The sequence below is a fragment of the Enterobacter cloacae complex sp. P13B genome (assembly GCF_014895915.1).
GTDB lineage: Bacteria > Pseudomonadota > Gammaproteobacteria > Enterobacterales > Enterobacteriaceae > Enterobacter > Enterobacter bugandensis.
Genome location: NZ_JADBQN010000077.1, coordinates 1 through 287 on the forward strand (window position 1 = coordinate 1; position 287 = coordinate 287).

At 54.4% G+C, this 287-nt stretch carries 1 pseudogene; it reads left to right on the forward strand.

The features are described 5' to 3' along the window. Window positions 1-234: pseudogene (locus IM273_RS21815) on the forward strand (IS481 family transposase); the annotation flags it as partial. Window positions 235-287: the final 53 nt, after the last annotated feature.

A 287-nucleotide genomic window follows, 5' to 3' on the forward strand; every position in this document is an offset into this window, starting at 1 on the left:
GGCAGCGTAACGCCACCTGAGTACGATGAAGGGGTGAAGGTCAGGAAAGTGGATGTCAGCGGAAAGCTGAGCATACAGGGTGTCAGTCTGAGCGCAGGCAAGGCGTTCAGGGGAGAACGGGTCGGGCTGAGGGAGACACAGGATGACGGCTGCTATGAAGTGTGGTGGTACAGCACGAAAGTGGGGGTGATCGACCTGAAGAAAAAGTCGATCACCATGGGTAAAGGATGTTAAAAAGTGTTCACCATGTCCCCGAATACCTGTCTACCATGTCCCCGGACTGTACA